This is a genomic window from Variovorax sp. GW821-FHT06D12 (assembly GCF_059419205.1).
The window spans coordinates 59,290-78,826 of the sequence record NZ_JBWKRI010000005.1; the positions used below are offsets into that span (position 1 = coordinate 59,290).

Consider the following 19,537-nt stretch of genomic DNA (forward strand, 5'->3'; position numbering starts at 1 on the left):
TGCAACAATTGTCCGTGAAGGGTACCCACCCCTCCCCCCCAATTCAGGGGATTTGCGACATTCAAAATGTCATTTTTTGTATCTTTTGCATCGACATGACTTTAGTCATAGAGCCGCTCATCAGCGTTTTGGATCGGCGGCCACTTTGGCAGCTATGACCGATTCGGGCCCAGAACGCTCACCGCTTGGCATACATCCACTGGGCGGTGACTCCAAACGCCCTGACTACAATGCCCAGGACGTGCCTAGCCTTCAGCCCGCCCGTCTAGATGACGCGATCCGATCGCCTCAACTAAGAAATAAGGGAATTTCTGTACGACACATGATTCATGCGAAACATGAAGTGCGCGGCACGCAATACGTTGAGTCTGACAACAGAGGCACAAGCCTTCGCAGGGAGCCAAGTCTCATGAAATCCGTTCTGGTGGTATGCATTGGCAACATCTGTCGCAGTCCCATGGGGGAAGCACTGATCGCTGCAGCATTGCCACAGGTTCAAGTCACGTCTGCCGGGACGGGCGCGTTGGTCGGTCACCCCGCAGATCCGATCGCACGCAAGTTGATGGCCGCACGCGGCATCGACATCGAGGACCACCGCGCACGCCAACTCACAGGGCAAATGTGCCAGCAGGCCGATCTCATTCTTGCGATGGACGAAGCGCAACGTATCCACATTGGTCAACGCCATCCGCTGACCCGCGGCAAGTTGTTCCGGCTGGGAGAGGTTGCGCGCGTCGACATTCCCGACCCCTACCGCCTGGGCCTTCCAGCTTTCGAACACGCCCTGCAACTCATCGCTGATGGTGCCCACGCCTGGGCTGAACGCATCCGCAAACTCTCATGACCCCTTCCGCTTCCACATCGGCCCCTTTGACACCCAACACGATTCGTCCGCGCGACGATGACGATGACGTCATCAACTTGTCCGAGTACTTCGACATCCTGCTTGACCGCAAGTGGCTGGTGGCAGGTGTCACGGCTGTGGCTCTTGGGCTTGGGCTTGCCTATGCGCTTCTGGCCACCCCAATCTATGAGTCCAACCTCTTGATCCAGGTTGAAGACTCAGCACCAGATTCCAAGAATTTTCTTGGTGATACGGCCAACCTCTTTGATGTGAAGACGCCCGCCATTGGCGAAATCCAGATCATCCGTTCGCGAATGGTCATCGGGGGCGCTGTGGAAGCGATGCGCCTGTACATCAACGCTCAGCCGCGCTATGTCCCCGTCATTGGCGAATGGCTCTCGCGACGTTCCACGGAACTGTCAAACCCTGGCTTTCTGGGCATGGGGGGCTACGTTTCTGGCACCGAAGCTATCGACATTGCCAAGTTCGATGTGCCCTCTGCACTCGAAGATCAGCAGCCCTTCACGATCACTGCGCAGGCAGATGGCCATTACACGGTCTCGCACCCTGGCCTTCCTGAGCCATTGACGGGCACTGCTGGCAAGATGCTCAGTCAGCAAGTGCCTGGCGGCACCATCACGCTGATGGTTTCGCGGATCGACGGGAAACCAGGTGCCGAATTTCTTGTCTCGAGGGCGTCGTCCCTCGCCACGACTGAGAGCTTGCAAAAACGCGTACAACTCAGCGAGCAAGGCAAGCAATCGAACGTAATCAATGTCACCCTCGAAGGTAGCGACCGTAGTCGCCTGCGGCGCACGCTTAACGAAATCGGCACACAGTATGTTCGCCAGAACGTCGAGCGCAAAGCTGCAGAGGCAGAGAAGACCATTGAATTCCTCGACCAACAGTTGCCCGAATTCAAACGGCAACTCGAAGACTCGGAAGACATTTATGCCCGCTTCCGCAACAAGAACGGTACGGTCGCCTTTGACGAAGAAGCCAAGGCTGTTTTGGGAATGTCGGTGCAGCTGCAGACCAAGCTGCTAGAAACCCAGCAACAGCGGCGCGAACTGCTTGCGCGATTTACCGAGACCAACCCGAAGGTCCGCATGGTGGATGGCCAAATTGCAGCCATCAACCATGAAATCAATGGCCTGGAAACTCGAGTGAGTGCTATGCCCGCCGTACAGCGGGACGCCTTGCGGTTGGAGCGCGACGTCCGCGTCAACGGCGAACTCTACAAGTCGCTGCTCAACAGCTCTTTGCAACTGCGTCTCGTCAAGGAAGGCAAGATCGGCAATGTGCGTCTGCTCGACACGGCCATAGAACCCAAAAGCGCGGTCAAACCTCAAAAGCCTCTGATCGTTGCGCTCTCGCTGGTACTCGGCCTTCTGGCAGGCGTCGCGTTGGCAATCCTGCGCACCAAGTTGTCGAGCGGCATCCGCAATCCTCAAGAGATCGAAGATCGGCTCGGCCTGAACGTCTACTCCGTCGTTCCATTGGCGCTTGAGCAAGAAACGATCCTGGAACACATCGCAGGTGGCGCGAAGGGCGTGCAACTGTTGGCCGTAACCTCTCCCGAAAGCCTTGCCATCGAAAGCCTCCGCAACCTGCGGGTGTCCCTGCAGCTGACATTGATGGAGAGTGGCAACAATCGCGTGCTCATCACAGGTGCCACCCCTGGGGTGGGCAAGAGCTTCGTATCTGGCAACTTCGCCGTCATCATGGCGCAGGCGGGCAAGCGCGTGTTGCTGATCGACGCCGACTTGCGAAAGGGTCACCTCCAAAAGGCATTTGGTCTCCCGCGCAAAGGGGGTTTGGCCGACGTCTTGGCAGGTGATATGTCTCCCGAGCAGGCCATTCACGGGCAAGTGATCCCCAACCTGGATGTTTTGACGACCGGAAACTATCCGTTCAACCCAGCCAACATGATGCTTTCGTCAAAGTTGGGCGAACTGCTGAACGACTTCTCGGAGCGCTACGACCTGGTTGTGATCGACAGTCCGCCCGTGCTGGTGGCGGCCGACGCCGCGGCGGTTGCAGCACATGCTGGCGCTGTCCTGCTGGTTGCCCGTGACAACCTGACCCAACTCGGCGAACTGAATGAGAGCGTCAAACGCCTCGCGCATGCGGGCCAGCAGGTCAACGGAGTGGTCTTCAACGGCATGGACCTCTCTCGCCGACACTATGGCAGCTACGGTTACAAGTACGGCGGCTACCGCTATACCGAGTACAAGTACAAAGAAGCTTGAGCGAGCGATCAATGAGCCAGCAGTGAGGGGAGAGGACTATCAAAGTGCCTCACCCTTCGCGCCGAACCTCGACGAAGCCAGTCTCGCAGTTGCCTCGGCGGCAACCAGCATGAGCCTCGCCGCCTCAGACCTGTCGAATCACCGCCAACCGTTGCAACAACCATGCAACGGCAGTGCCGACCAGCAGGCCAACGCCATCTGCCCAAAGATCGCTCCACTCGGCCATGCGATCAGGCGTGAGCGACTGCAGCACTTCAATCAGAGCTCCGTAGCCAAGCAGCCCCAACAGTGATAGCGGGATGCGCCCCTGCCACGCCCAATACGCAAGGAATGCCAGGACCGCAAAACCTAGCGCGTGATTGCTCTTGTCCCAGCCCGTACTCGGCACCGGAATAGCGGCGGGCATCAAACTGAGCACCAACAACGCCAGCATGGCAATGGCCAGCAGCCAGCGCCACAAGATCATGTCGGCTGCGATGCGAGCCCACAACGCACTCAAGCCGACGCCTCGGCCAGTACCTGCCCGATGACTTGGCAGCTCTTGTCCATCTCGATTGAAGTAAGTGTCGGATGCACAAGGAACATCAGGCTGGTTTCCCCCATTGCGCGCGCGACAGGCAATCGCGCAGTCGGCCGCCAACCCGTATCGTCGAACGCTCGCTCAAGATAGACCTCGGAGCAAGACCCCTGATAGCAGGGCACGCCATGTGCTTGGATCGCCTCAACGATCCGATCACGGCTCCAGCCAACCGCCAACTTTTTCGGCTGCACGTAAACGTAGCACTTGTAGTGCGCATGGGCACTGCCCGCCGCATCTTGCTCTACAAAGGCAGGCACACGCACCGCTGGATGAGGACTGGCAGCCTTCCACAGGGCCTGTGCATGGCACGTACGTGCAGAAGTCCAGTCGCTCATCCGGCGCAGCTGGATTCGCCCGATGACCGCTTGCAGTTCCAGCATTCGCCAGTTGGTGCCGAAGCTCTCATGCACCCAACGAAAGCCCGGCGGATGCTCGCGCTCGTAGACGGCTTCGTAGCTCTTTCCGTGATCCTTGTACTGCCACATGGAACGCCACAACGCTTCATCGTTAGTCGTGACCATGCCGCCCTCCCCGCCCGTCGTCATGATCTTGTCTTGGCAGAACGACCAGGCGCCGGCATGACCGAGGGAACCGACGGGCCGCCCCTTGTAGCGGGCACCATGCGCCTGCGCGCAGTCTTCGACCACCTTGAAATCGTGCTTGGCCGCAAGCGCCATGATCGGATCCATGTCGCACGGCCAACCACCCAGGTGCACGCAGATGACAGCCTTGGTGCGCGGCGTGACGACCTGCGCAATGGTCTCGGCCGACAGGTTGCCGCTTTCTGCATCGATGTCCGCAAACACCGGCGTTGCCCCCGCATTCACCACGCACGACACGCTCGCGATGAAGGTGCGTGGCGTGACGATGACCTCGTCACCCGGCCCGATGCCCATTCCATTGAGGATCACGTCCAGGGCCAGCGTGCCGTTGGCCAGTGCGAGCGCATGCGCGGTGCCTGCCCAAGCGGCGAATTCCTTTTCGAACAGGCGGCATTCCTGCCCCGTCCAGTAATTGACCTTGTTGGACAGGAGCACGCGCTGCACGGCATCGGCCTCTTCGGCAGTGAAGCTCGGCCACGGGGAGAAAGGGGTGTTCAACACAACAGTTCAACCTTTGAGAAATGGTTTGGCGGGATTTCCGATCACGGTGGCGCCCGGCGGTACATCGCGGGTAACGACAGCGCCCATTCCGACCACCGCACCACGGCCGATGACCAGGGGCTGCCCGGGCTTGCCTTGCTTGATGACCGCGCCGGTTCCGATGTAGACGTGGTCTTCAATGACGACATTGCCATTGCACTTGACGCCGGGCGCAAAGGTCACGAAGTCGCCCACCACGCAATCGTGGGCTACATAGCTATAGATGTTGGCGTGAAAGTGCCGCCCTATCCGGAGATTGGAGGTGAGCATGGCGAAGGGGCTCAATATGGCCCCTTCTCCCAGCACAGCATCGTCGAGCATCACCACGTTGGCGGCTGCCACAGTCCACGGTAACACCTGATCCGCGGCACAACGTGCGGCCAGTTCTTCTCGTACTGTGCTGTTGGCGATGGCCAGCACCGCATACCGCGTGCTGGCTTCGGCCTGCATGAATTCCGCATAGCGGAGCACGCGCTGACCATTGACCATCTGCGCCTCGGGATGATCGTCAACGAACACCAATTGCTCGGCCGGAATGCCCTCGCGCCGCAATTGCTCGCGCGCCAGCGGCATCACTTCGCGGCCATATCCGCTGGCACCATAAACGGCAAAGAGAGGAAGAGTCATTGTTTGCCTCCAGTTTGCGAGCCTACGAATCGAGGCATCGTGGCCTCGCCCGCCGCGCTGATGCCATCACGCACTAGCACCTTGCGCACCGTCAGCCACAGGATCTTGATGTCGAGCCAGAGTGAACGGTTGTCCACGTACCAGACGTCGAGTTTGAATTTCTCGTCCCAGCTCAACGCATTGCGCCCGTTGATCTGCGCCCAGCCGGTGATGCCGGGACGCACCTCATGGCGGCGGGATTGCTCGGCGGAGTAAAGCGGCAGGTAGTCCATCAGCAACGGACGCGGGCCAACCAGGCTCATGTCGCCCTTGAGCACGTTCCAGAGTTCGGGCAACTCGTCGAGGCTGCTGGCGCGCAGGAAGCGGCCGAAGGGCGTCAAGCGGTCGGCGTCGGACAACAACTCTCCGTCAACACCACGCGCATCTGTCATCGTGCGGAACTTGACCATGTTGAACGGCCGCCCGCGCATGCCAGGCCTCGTTTGACGAAAGAAGGCAGGGCTGCCCAGCTTGCGGCGCACCTGCCATGTCAGGAACAACAGCGGAAGACCGAGGAGCAGCAGCGCCACGCAAGCGAGCACGATGTCAAAAAGGCGCTTCATCTGGATTTCGACCTGTTCGCCAGCCGCGTGAAGATGGCACCGAATTTTTCGACGCCAACCTTCAAGGCCAGTTGTTTACGGTAGTAGTGCTGCGCCTGCTGCCCCATGGCCGCCAAGGCATCAGGCGGCATCGCTGCGAGCGCATCGGCGGCATCAGCCAGCGCGCTGGCGTTTTCGGATTCAACGACCACGCCACCGCCCGACTGCGCAACCAACCCGGCCGCATCGCCATCGACCGCCATCAACAGCGGTTTGCCGACGGCCATGTAGGCCTGTGTCTTGGAAGGGATAGTGATCTCGAAGAGCGGGTCCTTGCGAAGGTGCACCAGCAGCGTGTCGGCTGCGTTCAGCAACGCACCCACTTCCGACATCGGCACCGGCGGCAGAAAGACCACGTTACGCAACTGCAGGTCTGCGGCGCGCTGCTTGAGCCGGCCCACTTCCACGCCGCCACCCAGCAGCACGAAACACACCCGCGAACTGCGCGCCTGCAGCAGAACCGCCGCTTCGAGCACAGCGTCCAGCGCCTGGGCCTTGCCCATGTTTCCCGCAAAGAGAACGCGGAACTGATCCGGCCCCGGAAAGCTGGTCGGCGGCTGGCCTTGCGGCGAAGCCAGCGCCACTTCGTCGGCCCAGTTGTAGATCACCCCCACCTTGGCCTCAGGCACGCCGCGCTCCAATAGTAGGCGCTTGAAACCCGGTGACAGGACCGCGATGTGGTCCGCGCGGCGATACACCCATTGGCACACCGCAGCCACTGCACTCAAGGCCCGGGCGTTGTTGACCATGCCCGTGGCACGCAAGGTGTCGGGCCACATGTCCTGGATGTCGTAGACCACGGGAACGCGGCGCAACAGCCGCAGCAGGCCGGCGGTGATGCCCACCGTGAGCGGCGGATGGTAGGCATAGATCACGTCGGGCCGGCGCGCCATGAACAGGCCATAGACCAGCGACGACGTGGCAAAGCTCGCGTAGTTCAACACCCGTTTGATCGCCGACTGGTCGTGGTTGGGATAGAGCGCCACGCGCGTCACCTGCACGCCGTCGATCGTTTCGCGCCGCAGCAGCTTGATGCGGTAGCCCGGATACACCTTGCCGCCCGGGTAGTTGGGGAAGCCCGTCAACACTTCGACCTCGAAGCCCTGGCGCACCAGTTCGCGGGCGAACACGATGCCCTTGAACGTCGGCTCCGGATCGAACCACTGCATCAGCAACAACACGCGAATTGCCATGCGTCAGTACTTCTTCCAGACCACGCGGTTCACATAATCGGTGTAGCTGTGAACGATGCGCAGCACCTTGTCCGACACATTGGGCATGCTGTAGTCGGCCACTTGGCGCAGGCCGCGCGCATCGCCTCGCAGCTGGCTCTCCAGAATGGCCAGGCCCTGGCGCACTCGGTCCACCTCGAGGCCGACCATCATCACGGCCCCCTCTTCCATCCCTTCGGGCCGCTCATGCGCTTCACGCAAGTTGAGCGCCGGAAAATTCAGGATCGACGACTCTTCGTTGATCGTGCCGCTGTCGGACAACGTGGCGCGCGCCGAGAGCTGCAGCTTCACGTAGTCGTGAAAGCCCAGCGGCTTCAACAGGCGCACTTGTGGATGAAAGCGCGCGCCGGTCGCGTCGATGCGCTTCTGCGTGCGCGGGTGCGTCGAGACGATGACCGGCATGTCGTGGTCTTCGGCCACGGCATTCAGCACCGCCACCAGCTTGCTAAAGGACTGCGGCGACTCGATGTTCTCTTCGCGATGGGCACTGACCACGAAGTACTGCTCCGCCTGCAAACCCAGCCGCTCCAGCACGCCGGACGCCTCGATGCGCGGGCGATAGTGCGTCAGCACCTCGAACATCGGGCTGCCGGTCTTGATGACCAGATCGGGCGGCAGCCCTTCGCGCAACAGGTAATCACGCGCGATCGTGCTGTAAGTGAGGTTGACGTCCGCCGTGTGGTCCACGATGCGGCGGTTGGTTTCTTCGGGCACGCGCTGGTCGAAGCAACGGTTTCCCGCTTCCATGTGAAAGATCGGAATCTTGCGGCGCTTGGCCGGAATCACCGAGAGGCAGCTGTTGGTGTCGCCCAGCACCAGCATGGCTTCGGGCTGCACCTCGCCCAGCACCTGGTCCACCGCGATGATGAGGTTGCCGATGGTGTGCGCCGCGCTGGTGGCGTTGGCCGCGCTGTTCAAAAAGTGGTCGGGCTTACGCACGCCCAGGTCGTCGAAGAAGACCTGGTTGAGTTCGTAGTCGTAGTTCTGGCCGGTATGCACGAGCACGTGTTCGCAATGCTCGTCCAGGCGAGCCAGCACGCGCGACAGGCGAATGATTTCGGGCCGGGTGCCGACCACGGTCATGACTTTGAGTTTTTTCATGGGAGATGGATCCAAAGCCGAGGGACTACAGCGGACAAGCGAAGGTGTCCGGCCGCGCGCGATCGAACACCTCGTTGGCCCAGAGCATCACTACCATTTCTTCGGTGCCGATGTTGGTGATGTCGTGCGTCCAGCCGGGCACGGTTTCGACGATTTCAGACTTGTCGCCCGCAGTCACCAGCTCGTGGGTTTCGCCGGTGTGCATGTGCCGGAACTTGAACCGCGCCTGCCCCTTGATGACGAGGAACTTCTCGGTCTTGCTGTGGTGATAGTGGCCACCCCGGGTAATGCCCGCGTGCGCGGTGAAGAACGAGAACTGGCCGGCGTCCGGCGTCTTGAGCATTTCGACGAACACACCGCGCGCGTCCCCGTGCTGCGGCACGGTGTAGGCAAACGAATCGGGCGGCAGGTAGCTCACGTAAGTCGAATAGAGCGCGCGCACCAAGCCCGCTCCCACGCGGTCGGTCATGAGCGTGTTGCGGCTGTCTTTAAACGACTGGATCTGCCGGGCCAGCTCGCCCACCGTGGTGGTGTATTGCGGCGTGACCGTCGCAAAACCGTCTGCGTCCACGGTGGTGTCAGCGCCGTCCATGAGCTGGACGAAACGCTCGATGACATCGTCGACATACACCAGCGTGACCGGTGCGGCCGGGTCGTTGACCTGGATCGGCAGGTCGCGCGCGATGTTGTGGCAGAAGGTGGCCACGGCAGAGTTGTAGTTGGGTCGGCACCATTTGCCGAACACATTGGGCAAACGGAAGACGTGCACCGGAATGCCAAGGCCCGCCGCTGCAGCCCGCAGCGCTTCTTCCGCACCGCGCTTGCTGTTGCCGTACGGGTTGTCGCGCCCCGCCTGCGTAGACGACGTGTAGACGATCGGCACCTTCTTGCCAGTCGCCTTCGCCACGTCGCCGACGGCGCGGCAGAGGCTCTGCGTGAGCTCCGCGTTGCCGGTGGCGAATTCCTGCGGATCTTGCGGGCGGTTGACACCAGCGAGATGGAACACGAAGTCCACGCCTTCCAGCAGGGCTGGCAATTGCTCCACGCTGTGGTCGCGCGTGAAGCAGACCACCTGCACGTCCTTGCGCTCGGCCAGGTGCAACTGCAGGTTCTTGCCCACGAAGCCGCCGGCGCCGGTAATCAACACCTTCATCGGATCACCCCTGTGCTTCAGCAGGCTCACCGCGCGCGATGCGCTGCATGAAGTCAAGCTTAAGCAGCAGCTTCTTCATGCCGTCGACATCGAGGCGGGTGGTGTTGTGCGAGTTGTAGTCTTCACCGTGCGAGCTGCGCGTGATGCGCTGTTCGCCCTGCTCCACGAACTTGGCGTAGTTCAGGTCGCGGCCATCGGGCGGCACGCGGTAGTAGTCGCCCTGGTCTTCGGCGCAGGCCATTTCTTCCCGACTCAGCAGCGCTTCATAGAGCTTCTCGCCATGGCGGGTGCCGATTTCGCGCACTTCGTGATCCGGCTTGCCCATCAGTTCCAGGATGGCTTGGGTCAGGACCTGCACCGTGGCGGCAGGCGCCTTTTGCACAAAGATGTCGCCGTTGTTGCCGTGCTCGAAGGCATGCAGCACCAGTTCCACAGCGTCCTCCAGGGTCATCATGAAGCGGGTCATGGACGGGTCGGTCACGGTAATGGGCTTGCCCGCCAGCACCTGCTCTACGAACAACGGAATGACCGAGCCGCGGGAAGCCATGACATTGCCATAGCGGGTGCCGCAGATGACGGTGTTGGTGCTCTCTAGGTTCCGGCTGGCGGCGACCATCACTTTTTCCATCATGGCCTTGCTGATGCCCATGGCATTGATGGGATAGACCGCTTTATCGGTGCTGAGGCAGACGACGCGCTTCACGCCTGCGGCGATTGCGGCTTCCAAGACGTTTTCGGTGCCGAGGACGTTGGTGCGGACTGCCTGCATGGGGTGGAATTCGCAGGACGGTACTTGCTTGAGGGCGGCCGCGTGGAAGACGTAGTCCACACCGCGCATTGCCGCGCTCACGCTTCGCGAATCGCGCACATCGCCGATATAGAACTTGAGCTTGGGATGGTTGTAGCGCTTGCGCATGTCATCCTGCTTTTTTTCATCGCGACTGAAGATGCGGATCTCTGAAATTTCGGTATCTAGAAATCGATTAAGCACAGCATTACCAAAAGAGCCGGTTCCTCCGGTGATGCACAAAATCTTTCGCTCAAACATTTGACATCCTCATGAATTCTTCAACAACATTAGACACAGAGTGCCTGGATTTTAAGTAAGCATTTCCATTTAAACCCATTTTTGCAAATTCAGCTCTTTTTTTAACCATTTCTTTGACCGAAAGAGCAATCTCCGCGCTTTTATCCGCAATGCAAATCACCCCAAAATCATGTTCAACCGCAAGAAGGCTGAGGTCATTTTTGGGCTCCAATATTGCGAGCATTGGCAAATTGCAAGCCATATAGTCCAAACTTTTTGATGGGAACGACGACGTTCCACTACTGGATATGGCAGAGACTACACCGACATCGGATGCGGCCAAGAAATCCATATACTTATCCCTAGGCAATGATCCGATCAACCGAATTGCGCCAAGACTTTCTTTCTCATACATTCGAACGACCTCTTCCAATGGGCCTGTGCCGCAAAAAGCCAGAGAAATACCCTTGATCTCCGCAGCGACTTGAAAAAACGCTTCGCACAAATTCTCGATTCCACGCCCAGCCACTAGTTGCCCACCGAACACGAATACCAGGGACTCTTCACAAAAACCGTGGCGGCGTCTAGTTTGGTTTTTTTCTACAAGAGGAGGATTCAACAATGAAGTCCAAAGAGGAACAATTTTCACCGAGTTAATTTCATCACCGAAATACTTCAGAAAGGCATTTCGATTTCCGTTACCCATGCATCCGACCAAGTCAAACGAAGAGATCAAACGTTTCTCCATGCCTCTCAAAATAGGGAGAAATTTCTTTGGAATAGACTTCCCAATCGCTTGATTATGAAGAGGGAAAATATCCCAGTAAATCAAAGACGATTTTCGACTAATCTTTTTTGCCAGAAAAAGGGCGGCCCAAAGAGCAGTACAAGGAGAAAAAGATACAAGTAGATCATATCTACCTCCCAACACAATCTCTTTTAGCAAAAACGGAATTAACTTGAATGACGAAAATCCCCATTTCCCCAAGAGCCCCCCACTCCCTCGTGCTGGATGTACAGCAACAAAATTAACAACCCTTAAGCCCTGTAATTCAACGTTCTTCAACACTGACGCACTTGTCCAGTTCAAATTCAGCACCGTGACCCGTGAGCCTTGCGCGACCATTTCCTCCGCCAACTCACTCACCAGCCAAGGCGAACCATTTTCGTGCCTGTACTTCGTTGTAATTAGTAGCACATCAGCCATTATTTTTCCAACTTAAATCGAAATTCCTTCATCACAAAAAAAGGAAGCGCAATCAACGGAAAAACCCATCCAGTTCCGTATTCAAAGACCGAGGAAAGCAAAAAACAGAACGCCAGGATCAGCAGAAACTCCACCCCACTGGCTTTCGCACATCCAAATGCAATACGCAGCAGGAATACAGAGGCTATTGAGGCGGGTGCTGCACCAAATTCATAGACCAAGTACACAAATATATTGTGTGTAGGCGCCAGGTCTTGCCCCAAATAGTCACCTTTTCCAAAAAGTCGAGCTCCTTGCAAGTAATCACTCCAAAGCGTGAGCCTCGATCCGTCCGAAAGGCCTAAAATTTTTACATCTCGATCGTAGTCCGGACGAAGTACGCTCTCTGTTAGGAAAACCTGCACTTGTTCGTTAAACAGAACCCAAATTAATATCAATGCAAGAATCACAAACACACTAAGAAGCAGGCGTTTTTTTAACGAAGAAAGTCGGATGAACTGAAAAAAGAAAAGTACAGCACCGCAAACAAGAACAATTTTTGAGCCCCATACCATCCCCAAAACCAGGAGCATCGTAGTCAAGGCCGTTTTTTCTTTAACAGAATCGGTACCACGCCAAGCAAAAAATGCCAAGAATATTATCCAGTAGCGCAAGGAGGTGACCATAACGCTCTGCCAACCTCTTATCCCGCTAAAAACATAAGTCAGGGCAATTAGGAAAAGCAACACCAGCCAAGTCGCCATTCGTCTTTCAGCAAGACGCGCATAAACACGCCCCATTGTATTTTTATTGGAAAAAATGTGCCGTAAACACAAAAAAAGCAACAATGAGTTCAGTATCGGATAGAGATCGGATACCAAAAATAGCGCCAAAGACATGGACACCAAACATAGGACGACAAAGATTTCGACCCAGTCCCCATCAAGTCGCACCATCCAGAAATATAGTACAAACCCAACCAAAAGAGCGAGATAGTTCAGCGACGCATAAAGCTCCGACCCTGCCATCAGAATGCCTTCTCATCTGTAGCCATCATTTCGATGAAGGCATGAAATTTTCGCTCCTGATATACCATACGTTAAATTTTTTGAAGATGAAAACCAATGCAGATCAAGCGACTCGAAGCAGTGCGTTGTATATCTCAACAACTTTGCTAACGTTTTTTGAAGAAAATCGAACTGCAGCAAGTTCGCGGGCATTTCTTCCAATTCGATCTAATAGCCCATCATCCAAAGCGACGCGATTAACCAATTCCGCAAGAGCTTCGGGATTATTTTTATTCACCAAAAATCCCGTCAGGCCTGCGTCTACGATCTCGTCGATGCCATCTACATCTGTAGCAATGACTCCTCGACCAACTGCATAGCTCTCAATAATCGGACGAGAAAAATGAGTTATCGTAAATAAATTTAGCAAAAGGCGGCTTTCCTCGAGGTATTTTTCTGTATTTTTTACCACCCCGACAAATTCAACATTTCTCAGCCCCTTCAATTTAGCCAGAGCTTGCAATACTCCTCTGTATTCCAAAGAAGTGATTTTTTTCAGTCCGTGCCTCACTCTTCCAATCAAAGACTCCTCTAATCCAAGGTTAGTTTCAATGTATCCGAGCACTTTTATTTTAATTCTAGGATCAATTTTTTCCGCAGCGGCCGCCAGCGTCAAGAATCCCTTATGGGGAGATGCGCCTCCGAGATAAATCACAGAGTTTGGCAGACTGCTAGGTGATCTTGAAGAAGCAAGCACTGGTGAAAAGGAGTTGTAGACTACATGCCCCAGTCCATCAATTTTCAAACGAGCAAGATTATCCTTGCTAATGGCGATGACATCGTCTGCGTATTTTTGGATTTGCCCTCTTGCAACTCTTTGTCGAATTCCAAAATGGCCACGGGTTGCAGGTTCCCTTACATGAATTACGGTTTTTGCGATTTTTTTTGACGCACATAAAAAATCAGTTAACGCATACGAGTTCAAATGAACTATGTCAGCCTCATGATCTTTCAACAAGGCTTGCGCGCCAAAGAATCTGGAAATCAGCCAAGAAAAAGTAAAATATAAAAACTTCATCGGCTGAAAGACCTTCACCCAACCGACTTCTATGTGAGCGTATGGCAAGTACCACCGCCTATAAAACCAATGATCGGCGACCTTGTAATCAATTTTGGCTGCCTCAAAAAGACCGCATACATCAGATCGCTTAAGCAGCAGCACCTCCACGTCAAATTCAGAAGGAGGAAGCGTCTTGATTATTTCTATCAAACTTATCGGCGCCCCGCCTATTCCTGTTGAATGATGGATATAGAGGATTTTTTTTTTCTTCATTTTTTTGAAGCCTAGGCAAAACTCGTCAAGCCAAAATATCTCTGAGAATCTTTTTAACGGCCCCCGCCCTTCCATAGAGCTGCCTATTTTTTTTTGATAGGGCAAACGCGATCCTTTGCGCCAGGCTGCCGCGTCGAGCACGTATGCGAACTTCGGTCAATTCCAAATCTCTAAGAAGAGAGTTCTCAAAAGAAGCGAGTGCCTCATGGTATTCGCCGACTTTTCCTTTTAGATTTCTCACTCGACTCAAAATAATTTGAGTTCTCGATTTCAGATCCACCAATTCCGCGTCGCCTCGATTTTTCACTATTCGACTCATCGCGCTCATTAATACCCTGCGCAGGCTGACTGGCTTCAAACTATTGACCAACAAGATCGACGTGTTGTCGCCGTGCCTTCGGTAGTATTGCAAAATCTCTTCGCTTATATATGTAGCGCCGAGTCCGTTCGCAACGCCGACAATCCAATTGTCATGCCCCTTAAAAGAAGCAGGAATAGGAAGGCAATACTCCAAAAGCTCGCGTCTTATTGCGGCACAACAGCCCATAACAAAGGAGTCGCAACTCAGGCCGGCCGCTCTAATTTGGCCAAGCTTGGTAAGGCCCGTTGGGTTGAGCTTCGCATCAGTCAGCTCAGCATCATTTAGAAATGCAAGGTGCTTAGGAAAGCGACTCGAAAGCTCAACAATTTTTCTGATTTTTTCTGTATTCCAAACATCATCTTGGTCACTCAGAAATATCAAATCACCGGTTGTTCGAGCAAGCGCGCTGGCAAAATTCTGAGTATATCCAGATGCCCCCATATTTTTAAACACAATTACCTCAAGATTTGCATCGCGTTGAAATTTCTCCAGTATCTCGAAAGTTCCATCAGTGGAGTTGTCATCGCTAACGACTATCTCATCCGGTACACACTTCTGGTTTAATATACTATTTAGCTGCGCCTCCAAAAAGTGCGCGCCGTTAAATGTAGCTATAGCAACGGAAATTTTCATTTGGAACGATGCCTGGCTTATCCGCGTCTGATTTTTCTAATCATCAGCCCGCTCCAGAGCAAAAGCGGAACCATCAAGAATGTGTTCAATCCGATTTTCTCGACAATTGTCGCATCAGACTTGGAGATCGAGTAAAGTGTCAATCCGAGCAAAAAAGCAGATGCGGCAATCGCATTCAATAAAATTCTCTTTTCAATACCATGAAGGAAGAAAAGAAAAATAGCATCAACGCAACTCCGGAGAGCCCATGCGGCAGCGGCGCCAACTACACCGAAATAAAGTGTCCCGAAGTACAAAATCAAACAATAAGGAATTATTTCCACCATGTGGCACTTCGCGACCAAATCAGGGCGCCCCGACGCCTGCAATGAAACGTATGGAATTCGCGCAAGCGAATTAAAAAACATCCCGAGCAAAATCACCTCTCCTATGCCGCCTGCTTTTTTTGAGAACTCGGGGCTCATCCAAATCGTCAGAAACGTATTGAAATTCAAAATTCCAAAAGCAAGCAATGGCAACATTATCAAGATGAGCGCCGCAACAGCATTTCTGGCATAGGCACGACGATCCAAAGAATTTGCGCTCGAGAGCCGCGGGAATAGCGCGGTTGTGAGACTTGTGGGAAATATGCTTACTCGGCTGGCCAAGTTATACGGCACCGTATAGTAAGTTACCGCTTTCGCCCCAGCGATAGCGCCGATTACAAATCGATCGAAGGTGGTTAATATCGGGCTAATGACTCCACTAACGGTAACCCATCCACCAAAACTCAATAACTCCTTCGCAAGCGATTTTTTGAATACTGGGCGCCTTGCGATTTGAAAATCCTTATTAACCGAAGCACCCAAGAGAATCAACACAGCAATGCGGCTCAAAACAGTAATTGGCATGATTACATTGAGCCTTGGAGAGATCATAATCGCTGCGGCCAATGGGAGTAGCTGCAGAAGAAAGCTGCCTGCTATGGAAATTTTGTTGATTGCAAGAAACTTCTCCCTGCCCTGTAGACAACCGATTTGAACACCCGAAATGGTCGCAATGGGAACCGCAATGGCCAACCAAGGAAGTACCCCTAAAATTTCTTTCTTTAACTCAAACGAGGTTGCAAAATAATCACGAAAAAATACATATCCGACTACCCATGCAAGGGCTCCGCCGATCAATCCAAAGAACCCATTTATGGTTAGAGCTGTCCAGTAGATTTCGCCTCTTTCGGAAATATTTTGGTCGCCCGTTTTTGCGACTGTTGACGCTGTAGCCTGACTCAGACCTAGGTCAAAAAATCCGAAGTACCCCAAAATTATCCAAGCGATTGATACGACAGCAAACCGCTCTTCTCCAATCGTTTGAACGTACAACGGTAGTGTAAATAACGTGAGGAGCAAAGGAACCGCTGCCCCAATGAAATTTATGACGCTATTTTTTCTTATGCTCATCTAGCTTCGATTCATACGATTGCAGGAAACTGCGTATCGACTCGATGAATTTTCATTCTTCATTCACATTAATTTTTTTTATTTTTCGGCAGCCTGATTCTTTCAGAGTCGAAAAACCGTAAAACCTGCATCACGCGCCTCTTGCGGATTGAAAAGACTTTTTACATCGATTAGCACTGGGAGCTCTCCCCTGCAAAATGTGCGCAGTTCGTCTATTTCCGCACGACGATATTCGCGGTGACCAACGGCGACAACGAGAGCATCGACTGGGTTTTTTTCGTCAACAGAACCAAGTTCAATGCCATATTCTCGGACAACCTCTTCTGCATCCGCCCACTGATCAGCGACTGCAACTGACGCGCCCCACGCTTGAAACTCGCGCACCATGTCTACGATCTTGCTATTACGTATGTCGGGGCAGTTTTCCTTGAAAGTGATGCCCAGCACGCCGATGCGGCAACGCGGTACATCCATGCCGTTTTTCAGCATCAGCTTGATGGTGTTGCGAGCCACGTAGCGCGCCATGTTGTCGTTGATTCGTCGCCCGGCCAATATCACCTGTGGAAGGTAGCCGACCTGCTCAGCCTTGTGCGTGAGGTAGTAGGGATCCACGCCAATGCAATGTCCGCCCACGAGGCCTGGGCGAAAGGGCAGGAAATTCCATTTGCTACCCGCGGCCTCGAGCACGTCTAGAGTGTCAATGCCCAGACGCTCGAAAATCACGGACAGTTCATTGACCAGCGCGATGTTCAGATCTCGCTGCGTGTTCTCGATCACCTTGGCGGCCTCGGCCACCTTGATGCTGGCGGCCTTGTGCGTGCCTGCGGTAATGATCTCGTTGTAGAGAGCGTCCACTAGGTCGGCCACTTCAGGCGTGCTTCCGCTGGTGATCTTCTTGATTTTGGTGAGGGTGTTGACCTTGTCCCCCGGATTGATCCGCTCCGGGCTGTATCCGCAGAAGAAATCTACATTGAATTTCTTACCACTGAATTTCTCCAGCACAGGTACACACACCTCTTCCGTTGCGCCGGGATACACCGTCGATTCGAAGATGACAATCGCCCCGCTCGACAGGACCTTGCCGATGGTTTCACTGGCCTTGACCAGCGGCGTCAGGTCGGGCCGATTCGCGTTGTCAATCGGCGTAGGCACGGTCACGATGAAGACGGCACATTCGCGCAGATCATCGGCATGCGACGTGAACGCCAGCTGCGTTGCCGCCGCCAACTCTGCACTGGTGGTCTCGAGCGTGTGATCGTTTCCGCTCTGTAGTTCGGTGATGCGCTTGGCATTGATGTCGAAGCCAATCACACGGCGCTTCTTGCCAAATTCCACAGCAAGGGGGAGCCCCACATAGCCGAGACCGATGATCGCGATGGATTGAGTTGATTGAATGACTTGCATGTTGAAAGCACTGGAGACAAAAAATTGGCGACAGACCCTGACAAGGGTCATGCCGCCACACCGCATTCGCGGCCGCCGACTTCAAGGTAAGCTGACTCGCACTGTGAACCCCAAGAATTCGATTGAACTCTTGGCAAGGCTAACGGTGCCTGACATACATCTCGCTGGCGGTGTTCGCCACCGATGCGGACGGCAGAATCAGACTGACCACACGGTTCCACTTGACCAGCGGCACCGGGTCGACATAAACAACGTCCTGTGGCTGCAACCGAAATTGACTCGCCAGCGCAAACGCAGCCGGGTTTTTGGCATTCAGATGAAAAATGGCCGGCCTACCCGTTGCCCCTTGGCGGATGACATAGATTTGCCCGGGATTGGACGTCGAGGCCATAGGGCCTCCGGCCTCTCCCAAAGCCTCGTTCAAGCTCAGCCGGCCATTGCTGCGCATGGGCAACGCCGCTGTTGCCATGATTTCCCCCATGACGAAGACCTTGGAATCTTCTCTGTGCGCCACACGTACGGTGTCGCCATTCTTCAGCGGGATGCTGTTTCCGTCATAGCCTGCCTCCCGCAGTCGGGTCATGTCGATGGGGATCGAGCGACCATCCCGGACCAAGGTAATCGCAGACCGATTGCCATCGGAAGTAATGCCGCCGGCTCGATTGATCGCTTCATTCAACGTCATGGGCACGTCGGTGAAGATCTGAGAACCAGGATTCCGGACTTCGCCCTCCACATAGGCACGACGGCTTCTGAAAGACTGAATCCGCACCGTCACTTGCGGATCCCGGATATGCGGCGCGAGTAACTTGACAAACAACTCCGAAGCTTCGCTCTCACTCAAACCCGCAACCCGGACCCGGCCCTTGATGTACGGGAAGGATATTTCTCCGTTGGCGTCGACGATAAAACCAGGCGCAACCTGAACACCCGTAGGGTCTACCGACTGCGAAATCACGGCTCCGGCATTGGGCAGCAGCTCAGGGTGGTCATACACGATCACGCCCACCACATCGCCGGGGCCAATGGTGTAGCGCGCGCCCTTGCCAAACAACGCCTGCACCTCAGGCGGCACGCCCTTGGGCGACACCTCCGCCAGCGTACGCACCAGCGCCAGCGAGATCGGAGTGATTTCGCCTTCCGGCGCTTCATCGGGAAGGTACCGGAACTGCGACGGCAACTCACCGCCTGCTTCGTAAGGCTCCACCGAACCCATGCCGGGCACCACGGCACAGCCCTGGAGCAACACCGCGCCGGCAAGCGCTACCCACGCGAGGGCTTTCGCATCTCTTCTCAATTCAGGTCCCTTGAAAGTCAGTCAGTCGTATCAACAACGAAGCGGCGATAGAACGGCAATTCCCGGAGGCATGCGAGGCTCGCACATCCGCTCTTTTGTATCGCGCTTCTTTTTCAAACACTTGTGATCGCCACCACTACGCGGCACCATTTATGTAAAAATTTGAACAGCTATAGTCGCGCTGAAACTGGCAAATTCAGGCAACAAAGGTGCAGAATTCATCGCGGGGTCACGCAAGAATCTGGCGCACCCAGGGCGAATGCGCTCTGACAGACAGAAGT

17 protein-coding genes are annotated in these 19,537 nt (G+C 55.1%); 2 read left to right on the forward strand and 15 right to left on the reverse strand.

Annotated features, from left to right (window positions below; translation table 11 throughout):
• Positions 1-409 precede the first annotated feature (409 nt).
• Together AC07SQ_RS16570 and AC07SQ_RS16575 are read left to right on the forward strand one after the other, a co-directional pair.
• Positions 410-844 carry a low molecular weight protein-tyrosine-phosphatase gene (locus AC07SQ_RS16570; protein WP_390346323.1) on the forward strand — a complete coding sequence of 145 codons (435 nt, stop codon included), beginning with the start codon at positions 410-412 and terminating at the stop codon, positions 842-844.
• Complete coding sequence (locus tag AC07SQ_RS16575; protein WP_495272462.1) at positions 841-3,096, forward strand: polysaccharide biosynthesis tyrosine autokinase; 2,256 nt, start codon at positions 841-843, stop codon at positions 3,094-3,096. The genes AC07SQ_RS16570 and AC07SQ_RS16575 overlap by 4 nt, the downstream gene beginning before the upstream one ends.
• A 124-nt stretch (positions 3,097-3,220) precedes the next feature.
• Here AC07SQ_RS16575 and AC07SQ_RS16580 read toward each other — a convergent pair whose 3' ends face one another.
• The 15 genes from AC07SQ_RS16580 to AC07SQ_RS16650 all read right to left on the reverse strand — a co-directional run bounded on the left by AC07SQ_RS16580 (position 3,221) and on the right by AC07SQ_RS16650 (position 19,175).
• Entirely contained in the window at positions 3,221-3,562 is a 342-nt protein-coding gene (locus AC07SQ_RS16580; RefSeq protein ID WP_495272461.1) for a VanZ family protein, read from the reverse strand.
• A 29-nt stretch (positions 3,563-3,591) separates the two neighbouring features.
• Positions 3,592-4,779 (reverse strand): DegT/DnrJ/EryC1/StrS family aminotransferase, encoded by a 1,188-nt coding sequence (locus AC07SQ_RS16585; protein WP_495272460.1) that lies wholly within the window; start codon positions 4,777-4,779, stop codon positions 3,592-3,594.
• 6 nt (positions 4,780-4,785) lie between these two features.
• On the reverse strand, positions 4,786-5,445 hold the full coding sequence (locus AC07SQ_RS16590; RefSeq protein WP_495272459.1) for an acetyltransferase: 660 nt from the start codon (positions 5,443-5,445) through the stop codon (positions 4,786-4,788).
• Entirely contained in the window at positions 5,442-6,047 is a 606-nt protein-coding gene (locus AC07SQ_RS16595) for a sugar transferase (protein ID WP_495272458.1), read from the reverse strand. Before AC07SQ_RS16595 ends, AC07SQ_RS16590 begins: the two co-directional genes overlap by 4 nt.
• Positions 6,044-7,279, reverse strand: coding sequence for a glycosyltransferase family 4 protein (locus tag AC07SQ_RS16600; RefSeq protein ID WP_495272457.1), 1,236 nt, complete (start codon positions 7,277-7,279; stop codon positions 6,044-6,046). The genes AC07SQ_RS16595 and AC07SQ_RS16600 overlap by 4 nt, the downstream gene beginning before the upstream one ends.
• A gap of 3 nt (positions 7,280-7,282) precedes the next feature.
• On the reverse strand, positions 7,283-8,419 hold the full coding sequence (wecB, locus tag AC07SQ_RS16605) for a non-hydrolyzing UDP-N-acetylglucosamine 2-epimerase (protein WP_495272456.1): 1,137 nt from the start codon (positions 8,417-8,419) through the stop codon (positions 7,283-7,285).
• Between the two features lie 25 nt (positions 8,420-8,444).
• On the reverse strand, positions 8,445-9,572 hold the full coding sequence (wbjC, locus tag AC07SQ_RS16610) for a UDP-2-acetamido-2,6-beta-L-arabino-hexul-4-ose reductase (protein ID WP_495272503.1): 1,128 nt from the start codon (positions 9,570-9,572) through the stop codon (positions 8,445-8,447).
• Positions 9,573-9,576: 4 nt separating this feature from the next.
• Positions 9,577-10,620, reverse strand: coding sequence for a polysaccharide biosynthesis protein (locus AC07SQ_RS16615; protein WP_495272455.1), 1,044 nt, complete (start codon positions 10,618-10,620; stop codon positions 9,577-9,579).
• A complete protein-coding gene (locus AC07SQ_RS16620) occupies positions 10,613-11,806 on the reverse strand; it encodes a glycosyltransferase family 4 protein (protein WP_495272454.1) in 1,194 nt (397 codons plus the stop codon). The genes AC07SQ_RS16615 and AC07SQ_RS16620 overlap by 8 nt, the downstream gene beginning before the upstream one ends.
• Positions 11,806-12,813 (reverse strand): hypothetical protein, encoded by a 1,008-nt coding sequence (locus AC07SQ_RS16625; RefSeq protein ID WP_495272453.1) that lies wholly within the window; start codon positions 12,811-12,813, stop codon positions 11,806-11,808. Before AC07SQ_RS16625 ends, AC07SQ_RS16620 begins: the two co-directional genes overlap by 1 nt.
• 103 nt (positions 12,814-12,916) lie before the next feature.
• On the reverse strand, positions 12,917-14,266 hold the full coding sequence (locus AC07SQ_RS16630) for a glycosyltransferase family 4 protein (RefSeq protein WP_495276202.1): 1,350 nt from the start codon (positions 14,264-14,266) through the stop codon (positions 12,917-12,919).
• Complete coding sequence (locus tag AC07SQ_RS16635) at positions 14,151-15,119, reverse strand: glycosyltransferase (RefSeq protein ID WP_495272451.1); 969 nt, start codon at positions 15,117-15,119, stop codon at positions 14,151-14,153. Before AC07SQ_RS16635 ends, AC07SQ_RS16630 begins: the two co-directional genes overlap by 116 nt.
• A 17-nt stretch (positions 15,120-15,136) precedes the next feature.
• Positions 15,137-16,555, reverse strand: coding sequence for a flippase (locus AC07SQ_RS16640; protein WP_495272450.1), 1,419 nt, complete (start codon positions 16,553-16,555; stop codon positions 15,137-15,139).
• Between the two features lie 102 nt (positions 16,556-16,657).
• Entirely contained in the window at positions 16,658-17,959 is a 1,302-nt protein-coding gene (locus AC07SQ_RS16645) for a nucleotide sugar dehydrogenase (protein WP_495272449.1), read from the reverse strand.
• Positions 17,960-18,098: 139 nt separating this feature from the next.
• Entirely contained in the window at positions 18,099-19,175 is a 1,077-nt protein-coding gene (locus tag AC07SQ_RS16650; RefSeq protein WP_495272502.1) for a polysaccharide biosynthesis/export family protein, read from the reverse strand.
• Positions 19,176-19,537 lie beyond the last annotated feature (362 nt).

Coding starts and splice junctions, on each gene's coding strand:
- AC07SQ_RS16570 (WP_390346323.1), top strand. CDS start 410: ATGAAATCCGTTCTGGTGGTATGCATTGGCAACATCTGTCGCAGTCCC.
- AC07SQ_RS16575 (WP_495272462.1), top strand. CDS start 841: ATGACCCCTTCCGCTTCCACATCGGCCCCTTTGACACCCAACACGATT.
- AC07SQ_RS16580 (WP_495272461.1), bottom strand. CDS start 3,562: ATGATCTTGTGGCGCTGGCTGCTGGCCATTGCCATGCTGGCGTTGTTG.
- AC07SQ_RS16590 (WP_495272459.1), bottom strand. CDS start 5,445: ATGACTCTTCCTCTCTTTGCCGTTTATGGTGCCAGCGGATATGGCCGC.
- AC07SQ_RS16595 (WP_495272458.1), bottom strand. CDS start 6,047: ATGAAGCGCCTTTTTGACATCGTGCTCGCTTGCGTGGCGCTGCTGCTC.
- AC07SQ_RS16600 (WP_495272457.1), bottom strand. CDS start 7,279: ATGGCAATTCGCGTGTTGTTGCTGATGCAGTGGTTCGATCCGGAGCCG.
- wecB (WP_495272456.1), bottom strand. CDS start 8,419: ATGAAAAAACTCAAAGTCATGACCGTGGTCGGCACCCGGCCCGAAATC.
- wbjC (WP_495272503.1), bottom strand. CDS start 9,572: ATGAAGGTGTTGATTACCGGCGCCGGCGGCTTCGTGGGCAAGAACCTG.
- AC07SQ_RS16615 (WP_495272455.1), bottom strand. CDS start 10,620: ATGTTTGAGCGAAAGATTTTGTGCATCACCGGAGGAACCGGCTCTTTT.
- AC07SQ_RS16620 (WP_495272454.1), bottom strand. CDS start 11,806: ATGGCTGATGTGCTACTAATTACAACGAAGTACAGGCACGAAAATGGT.
- AC07SQ_RS16625 (WP_495272453.1), bottom strand. CDS start 12,813: ATGGCAGGGTCGGAGCTTTATGCGTCGCTGAACTATCTCGCTCTTTTG.
- AC07SQ_RS16635 (WP_495272451.1), bottom strand. CDS start 15,119: ATGAAAATTTCCGTTGCTATAGCTACATTTAACGGCGCGCACTTTTTG.
- AC07SQ_RS16640 (WP_495272450.1), bottom strand. CDS start 16,555: ATGAGCATAAGAAAAAATAGCGTCATAAATTTCATTGGGGCAGCGGTT.
- AC07SQ_RS16645 (WP_495272449.1), bottom strand. CDS start 17,959: ATGCAAGTCATTCAATCAACTCAATCCATCGCGATCATCGGTCTCGGC.
- AC07SQ_RS16650 (WP_495272502.1), bottom strand. CDS start 19,175: ATGGGTTCGGTGGAGCCTTACGAAGCAGGCGGTGAGTTGCCGTCGCAG.